Genomic DNA, 6,279 nt, shown 5'->3' on the forward strand with positions numbered 1-6,279 from the left:
TACATCGAACCTGATGTTCTCAGAATGGATCAAAATCTTTCGTGATCCGATCCTAACAGCTGCTCTTCTTGACAGGATCACATATCGGGCTCTTGTGATGAATATGAATGGTACCAGTTTCCGGCAACGGTGAAGAGTAAAAAACATTATATACTATTCAGCGTAATTATGAATTTAAGTGGGCAAAAACGAATGGGCCCCGTGGGCAATTTTGAATGGGCGTGTACAAAAAAACGATGAAGTCGGTGATCTATGCTCTGTCACCCACCATTCTTCTCTTCTGGGTGACTCTGGTTATCGAAATCACCTTTGTGAGGTTATTGCTTCTTTTCTGCTTCAGTTTGGTATCCTATTTTAGTATACGGACATTTCACGAAAAATCAAAAGACCGGGCTGCATTTGTCACTCTCGCAACGAGCGCAGTTCTCTTGATGTTCTTCTACGGATGGATATTCAATCAGGGATTGTTCTGGTGATTGCTTATTCTCAGTACGAAGTTCAAAATCGAACTGGTTCATTGCCCCTGGAAATAGAAAATAGAGGTTTGGGTTCAATATAAACGCAGTACATGCATGAACATCATCGGGGTATCAACTGGCATATCCACTTGTTTATTACCCCTACAAAAGAATGGAGGAAGAGGAGTTATGAGTACTACTGATAAAAGATGGATGATCGGCTTAATACTGCTATGCTGTATCGTTGCCAGCAATGGAATAGTGTATGCATCCGATCATCTGGTTGAAGATAGAGAGATCGAATTATCACATGCCTTGCTTTCGGTGACAGAAACTGGAAAAGCCATACAAACAGCTTCAGAGAAGTCTATTCAGGGCGATACGGTAGCTTATAGCGGATCTGAAAGTGCTTTTAGCGTTTTTTACCATCCCGTTCTTCTGGCAGGTACTCTGCTTGGAGTCGCGATCTTGTTTGTCATTGGATATTATCTTATCCGGAAGTGGAGAGTGAAAGGAAATAAATAAAAATGATGTATAGATAATATCTGAATAATTCAAGGCCATCAATCATTCTTTTTTCTATCCCTTTTTGACCATAGATCTTCACAATTGGTGATAATATGCCAGAAATATGATCTTATATATCATTACTTTTCAGAATCTCTTCGAATTCCGGATGAATGAAATATATCAGATACCTGCCGTCCTGCTGGGACACAATCATTTCTTCCTCATGGAGAGGCTGGAGGTGCCACGACACTGTGCTCCGACTCATCTGGAGCCTTTCTGCAAGCTCCTTGTTACTGATTCCTGGTGTACTGAGAATCGTATTGAGGATCATTCTCTTTGAAGGATTCCGGATATATCCATAAATATGCCTTCTTTCTATGGGAAGATCGCCATTGGTAAAAAGATATCGCATTTTTCCTGTTTTTTTCTGGACAACCTTTTGTTTGACACTCAACAGGTTAAGATGGTACCTGGCAGTTCCCCGGTTTATGCCGGTATCTTTCACAAGAGATGCAAGGGTGCAACCGGGATTGTTCTCGATATATTTCAGAATGGCAGAACGGTTCTTATTTTGCAGGATGGCATATACTTTTCCCAGAATAAAGGGACTGAATTTGACTGCACTGAAAATAACTGCAATTAATCCGCCTAGAACACTGGTGAGCCATGCAATCTGAATCCAGAGAGGGAGTTCAAAGAAAGACACTCTCCCATCAGACCCGGACATATCAGTCGGCCCTGTCTGAGGGATATATGGCTCAACCACATAGCCATCCTGGGCAGCAGCCACATTGACCAGGGATAACAATACAAGCAAGAGGATAATTGATGAATGTTTCATTTTGTGTATGTCTTGTTTTAAATATAATAGCTTTGCGTCCCCTCCACCTGTTCTCCATATACCTCACAATACCAGGTTCCCTTTGCAATGCCGGCACTGTTGATGATATTCAGATTGATCCGTCCATCATATGCTCCATCAAATCCGTCATAAAACGGACCAAACAAATGTCCATCCGGCGAATAAATCTTCAACCGCAGAGAATTCGAAGGATTGTCCCAGTTGAGATCCATATTTAACGACGTGATATGGGATGAGACAGTTCTTTGATGCCAGTGTATCATTCCCTGTGTTATGGTATCATATACCCACCTTACATCACCCGTATTCTTCTCGGCATCATTGATTGGCTGGATGATATAATCGCCATTAGTTGCAATGGGCATCTGTTCACCTGCTGAGACGATAGTGGATGAAGTAATTAAAAGAAGTACCATTACTACGAATCCCGATCTTTGCAACATAATTGATTTTTTTTTAGATTTATACTTAATATTTCTGTCCCAATAATCGAACTGGGAGTTTTTAAGGATCATTACAGGTCTGCTCGTCGCCAGGACCTATGAACATGGATATCCCGGCGGGTTTGCGCCCTTGGTCTGGATGGCGGAGCACTCATAGGAGCCATTAATTCGAGCTTCCGTGAGGAAGGGAAGTCCCTGATATGTCAGGGATTGGGAGAGAGATAATAAATAAGCTGTTCAACAAGTCTTTTGTGAGCCTTGATGATGCATCTGTAAAAGTGCATAGGGCTCCTTAATCCAAAGATTTAGTATCAGAAAACTATACTCCCGGAGGCGAATAACTGTTGTCATTGCAAATTGTATGGCATTTCCTTTGTCCCCGTGAGATAAAGTGAGGAAAGAAAATGAGAAGGAATGTAAAAATTCACATCTCTATGATGTTCGTTATTTTGTTATTGTTGGGATCGGCGATTGTGCCGATAGCGAACGCACTGGATAACAGGGAAGTACTGGAAGAGTACTATGTTTCTGCCGACCTCGCACTAATAAATTCAGAACGATTATTCAACGATTTCTTAAACTCCGGTGCCTTTTCTGTAGATAATGCGTCTGGAAAAGTAAGCATTAATCCAGATTCAATCCTAATCTATGATATACATGGTGTTCCCTTGTATCATCAGTTCTCTATCAAGGACGAAAGCCAAGAAGTCGGTATAATTAAAGCTGCTGCTTCAAAGGTTCTTGGGTCTACTGTTTGTACGATTGAAGAAACACCCTCTTCTCTGAATTACCAAACGGTGATAGAGAACGCTAAAACGGCATTCCTGAATAAAAATAAAGATATGGGAATAATTTCAGCGATGCTTGTTTGCTACAGTTATCCAGAGATTGGAGTATTAGTACATTGTTACAATGTCTCATCGGGAAGTGAAGAGTACAGTATCCTGAATGCCCGAGATTTTTCTGTTGTGTCAACAGACTTTCCAGATTATAGAAATGATCCTATTGTTTGGTCAATATACGACGAGATCCCCCAATCTGAATATCCGGAAAGAGTGCAACAATGGAACAAAGAAAATGCATATAATTCCAAAAATTTCGGTCTCTCAAAAGGCATAATTGACTATAAAAAGATCTGGAATCATAATAATTTGGTTTCTCAACCAAATAATTGGTGGTGCGCCGTTGCATCTGGAAAAATGATCGCACAGTGGTTCAACGTGGCTCATGATATGAATCATATCGCCGATGAAATGGAAGCATGGAATGATTCAATACCACCCTCGCCAACCGGTGTGAAATGGAGTAATCAACTTCATTATTATGGATATGATAGTTCACCGCCCGATCAACTTGGTCGATATCTCACAAATTATTATAATAACTATATGATTACTTGGGACACAGCCTATAATCATATTCAGACATATAACGATCCGCTAACGTCATCAATTCTAGGTCATGTAAGGGTGTGTGCTGGATGGGCTTACAATTCTGATGGAAGTCATTACTTATACATATTTGACCCGGGTCCAGTAAATGAAGGGAGTATCAAATGGGAGAATTGGAATTCCATTACTCACATAGGATATATATTAGTTGATTGAACGAGTTCTATTACCGGTTTAGATCCTCTCCATGAGAAGATCCTTAAATCCAGTGATGATACTCATTTACCTTATTTGGATAATTAACATGATATTTTGTGTCTATTGGTTGGTTACTGAGGTGATACCATGAACAGATCGGGCCGTATTGTTGTTATTGCTGCTGCTATCACGTGCATAGTTCTCGGAAGCGCCATCCTTCTTTTGGCTTCTTCTCCACGCTTGGCAGAGCCTGCAGATCCATATCTCGTCACTGAAGAGACCGCCCGCGATCACGCGACTGCTGCGCTCGTCGAATTCATCGTTGCGGGTCCGGGACATCTCGAAGATAAGGCATGGATGAGTGCAACTATAGGGGACGATTCAGTGCTCTTTTTCGATCGCAACGGAAGGCCGTTTGTCTACCAGTACCCGGTGAAGAGCGGTGGCATGGTGATCGGGAACATAAAGGTCGCAGCCCGGACGATCCTCGGCGGTTCGGTGATGGAGTATGGTACTTCGTCATCAACCTTTGACCCCGATGATGCACTACAGATGGCCATCGCAACAACAGAGCATACATATCCCGGCTGGAAGATCCAGAAGGCTCTCCCATGCTATGCTCCGCCGATCACCGGCATTCTGATATGGGCAAAGACAGTGAACGATACGGAGAAACTCCTCCTGTTAGATCCGGCATCCGGGATGATTGTGGAGCGGGAAATGGCAGACGAAGATGCAGTCGTCGATCACCTTGGACGCACCCTCGATCCGGATGAGATCGAGAGCAGGATTGCTGTATGGCGGAATAGTAATACACGCTATCGCGAGATACTCACGTTTGCAGAATCACACGATATCGATCTCCGGGAAAGACTCTCGGAGGATGATTCTGAGTCCTATAAGGAGTTTTTCAGGCTTCAGGAAGTCTCTTCAACAGGGACGCCACCTCCCGCCACCCCGCTATCCGGGTCGGAGTTGATTGCACAGCAGAGGGAACTGGAGGAGTGGCAGATGACGGCAGAATGGGATATTGCCATCGCCTACGATGCCGCTCTCTCAGACGATGAGATCTCTTCCATCATCACTGAGCACCTCGGCGACGGCTCCCTCCCGGGAGGAATAAAGACGAGCCCGGGAAGATCCTGGCTCTGTCTCAACGCAACAACTACTGAGTTCGCCGGGTACCGGGCACGTCTTGAGAATCACAGAGCCGTCTTGGTGATCTGCGCCAGTGATGCATTTTTCTGGAGTGTCCTCGAAAACCCAAAGAGTGTAGACGGCCGCACACTCTGGCTTGTTGACATCGACCAGAACCCGCCGGAGATGGATCGGGAGGAGATCAAGAATCTGCTCCTCGCGGAAGGATTCCCGCTTGAAGAGATACGGTTTGCCCGCTTGCGGTCATACCCCCAGGATCGTGACGGGAGGGAGCAGTTCGCTGAACGGTTGAACTCAGATCCACGCCTTCTCTTCGTGATGAAGGAGTATCTGATGTAGGGCGGAGGGTGCCGAAGATACGACGGAGGACAGGTGGAATGATTCCGTCCATGAGGTTGCGAAGGGATTTGCCTACATCATAGGGGATGAGGAGACGAACCGGGGAACTTTGCTAATATCCTGATCATCGGGGGTCGGTGCCACCGGCCTCTCGGAGGCAGAGGTGGAGATAACCATTTCGCATCTTATATTGTCACTGCCTGCGCATCCGGCTCGATCTGGGGGATCGCCGGGGAGGGGGCGCTCCTCCAGACAGGGGTTTTGGTTCCGGTCTTTGCGATGATGAATCGGGGAAAAGAGCTGATTATCGAGAAGATCCGGCAGTCTGATGAACAGGTTCTGATCAAGCCGACGAAGCTCCCGACAAGTGTGGGGACACTTTCGGAGCTGTTGATCTGAGGAGAGTCACTCTATTTTTCAGTCTATACTGGCGGGCCTGTGGATCCTTATAGTAGTCTTCGCAGATATCACCTGATGGATTAAATAAGATTTACTTGTGATTTCGCCAAACGAACGAACATAGGAGGTCTATACGTTCAGATTTATGAGAATGACCGATAGATCATTCAGACCGCAGCTCTTCACTTGTTAAGTTAGGAAAATGTGTACATTTCCCACATAATTGGTTGCAAAAATGTGTACCGGGTACACGAAATGGAAACGTAACAAGTGCAATGGTCATTTCATTGATCTGGTACATGTGTCAGATTTCTCAAATCAGGTCCTCAGAAGAAGTCAACTATCCGGAAATTCCGGATCGTTGCCGCACCCTTCCGCCATCACATTAGCCACAGGACTCCTGCTATCCTCCCTATGTAAATGGCGGGATCAAAGTGCCCAATTATGGCGGAATAAAAATGCTCATTTCAACAACATAAAACCTCTGTTATACAACCCTTTCAGACATGGGGGATCAGACC

7 protein-coding genes are annotated in these 6,279 nt (G+C 44.7%); 5 read left to right on the forward strand and 2 right to left on the reverse strand.

The features are described from left to right. Positions 1-13: 13 nt before the first annotated feature. Both RJ53_RS11955 and RJ53_RS11365 read left to right on the forward strand, forming a co-directional pair. The gene (locus RJ53_RS11955) at positions 14-133 is read left to right on the forward strand and encodes an ATP-binding protein (RefSeq protein WP_394357510.1); all 120 of its coding nucleotides are present in this window, start codon (positions 14-16) and stop codon (positions 131-133) included. A 439-nt stretch (positions 134-572) separates the two neighbouring features. Next, complete coding sequence (locus RJ53_RS11365; RefSeq protein WP_211531749.1) at positions 573-983, forward strand: hypothetical protein; 411 nt, start codon at positions 573-575, stop codon at positions 981-983. A gap of 112 nt (positions 984-1,095) precedes the next feature. Here RJ53_RS11365 and RJ53_RS11370 read toward each other — a convergent pair whose 3' ends face one another. Continuing rightward, complete coding sequence (locus RJ53_RS11370; protein WP_211531750.1) at positions 1,096-1,809, reverse strand: winged helix-turn-helix transcriptional regulator; 714 nt, start codon at positions 1,807-1,809, stop codon at positions 1,096-1,098. 17 nt (positions 1,810-1,826) lie between these two features. Further along, positions 1,827-2,345 carry a peptidase domain-containing protein gene (locus RJ53_RS11375; protein ID WP_246496118.1) on the reverse strand — a complete coding sequence of 173 codons (519 nt, stop codon included), beginning with the start codon at positions 2,343-2,345 and terminating at the stop codon, positions 1,827-1,829. Between the two features lie 332 nt (positions 2,346-2,677). On the opposite strand from RJ53_RS11375, the gene RJ53_RS11380 reads away from it, so the two are divergent. The 3 genes from RJ53_RS11380 to RJ53_RS11735 all read left to right on the forward strand — a co-directional run bounded on the left by RJ53_RS11380 (position 2,678) and on the right by RJ53_RS11735 (position 5,758). Next, positions 2,678-3,880 carry a C39 family peptidase gene (locus RJ53_RS11380; RefSeq protein ID WP_211531751.1) on the forward strand — a complete coding sequence of 401 codons (1,203 nt, stop codon included), beginning with the start codon at positions 2,678-2,680 and terminating at the stop codon, positions 3,878-3,880. A gap of 222 nt (positions 3,881-4,102) precedes the next feature. Then, positions 4,103-5,359: a hypothetical protein gene (locus RJ53_RS11385; protein WP_211531752.1), complete on the forward strand. Its 1,257-nt coding sequence runs from the start codon at positions 4,103-4,105 to the stop codon at positions 5,357-5,359. A gap of 261 nt (positions 5,360-5,620) precedes the next feature. Beyond that, positions 5,621-5,758, forward strand: a complete 138-nt coding sequence (locus RJ53_RS11735; protein WP_246496119.1) for a hypothetical protein — start codon at positions 5,621-5,623, stop codon at positions 5,756-5,758. Positions 5,759-6,279 lie beyond the last annotated feature (521 nt).

The sequence above is a fragment of the Methanocalculus chunghsingensis genome (assembly GCF_018132105.1).
GTDB classification, from domain to species: domain Archaea; phylum Halobacteriota; class Methanomicrobia; order Methanomicrobiales; family Methanocorpusculaceae; genus Methanocalculus; species Methanocalculus chunghsingensis.

Coding starts and splice junctions, on each gene's coding strand:
- RJ53_RS11955 (WP_394357510.1), top strand. CDS start 14: ATGTTCTCAGAATGGATCAAAATCTTTCGTGATCCGATCCTAACAGCT.
- RJ53_RS11365 (WP_211531749.1), top strand. CDS start 573: ATGAACATCATCGGGGTATCAACTGGCATATCCACTTGTTTATTACCC.
- RJ53_RS11370 (WP_211531750.1), bottom strand. CDS start 1,809: ATGAAACATTCATCAATTATCCTCTTGCTTGTATTGTTATCCCTGGTC.
- RJ53_RS11375 (WP_246496118.1), bottom strand. CDS start 2,345: ATGATCCTTAAAAACTCCCAGTTCGATTATTGGGACAGAAATATTAAG.
- RJ53_RS11380 (WP_211531751.1), top strand. CDS start 2,678: ATGAGAAGGAATGTAAAAATTCACATCTCTATGATGTTCGTTATTTTG.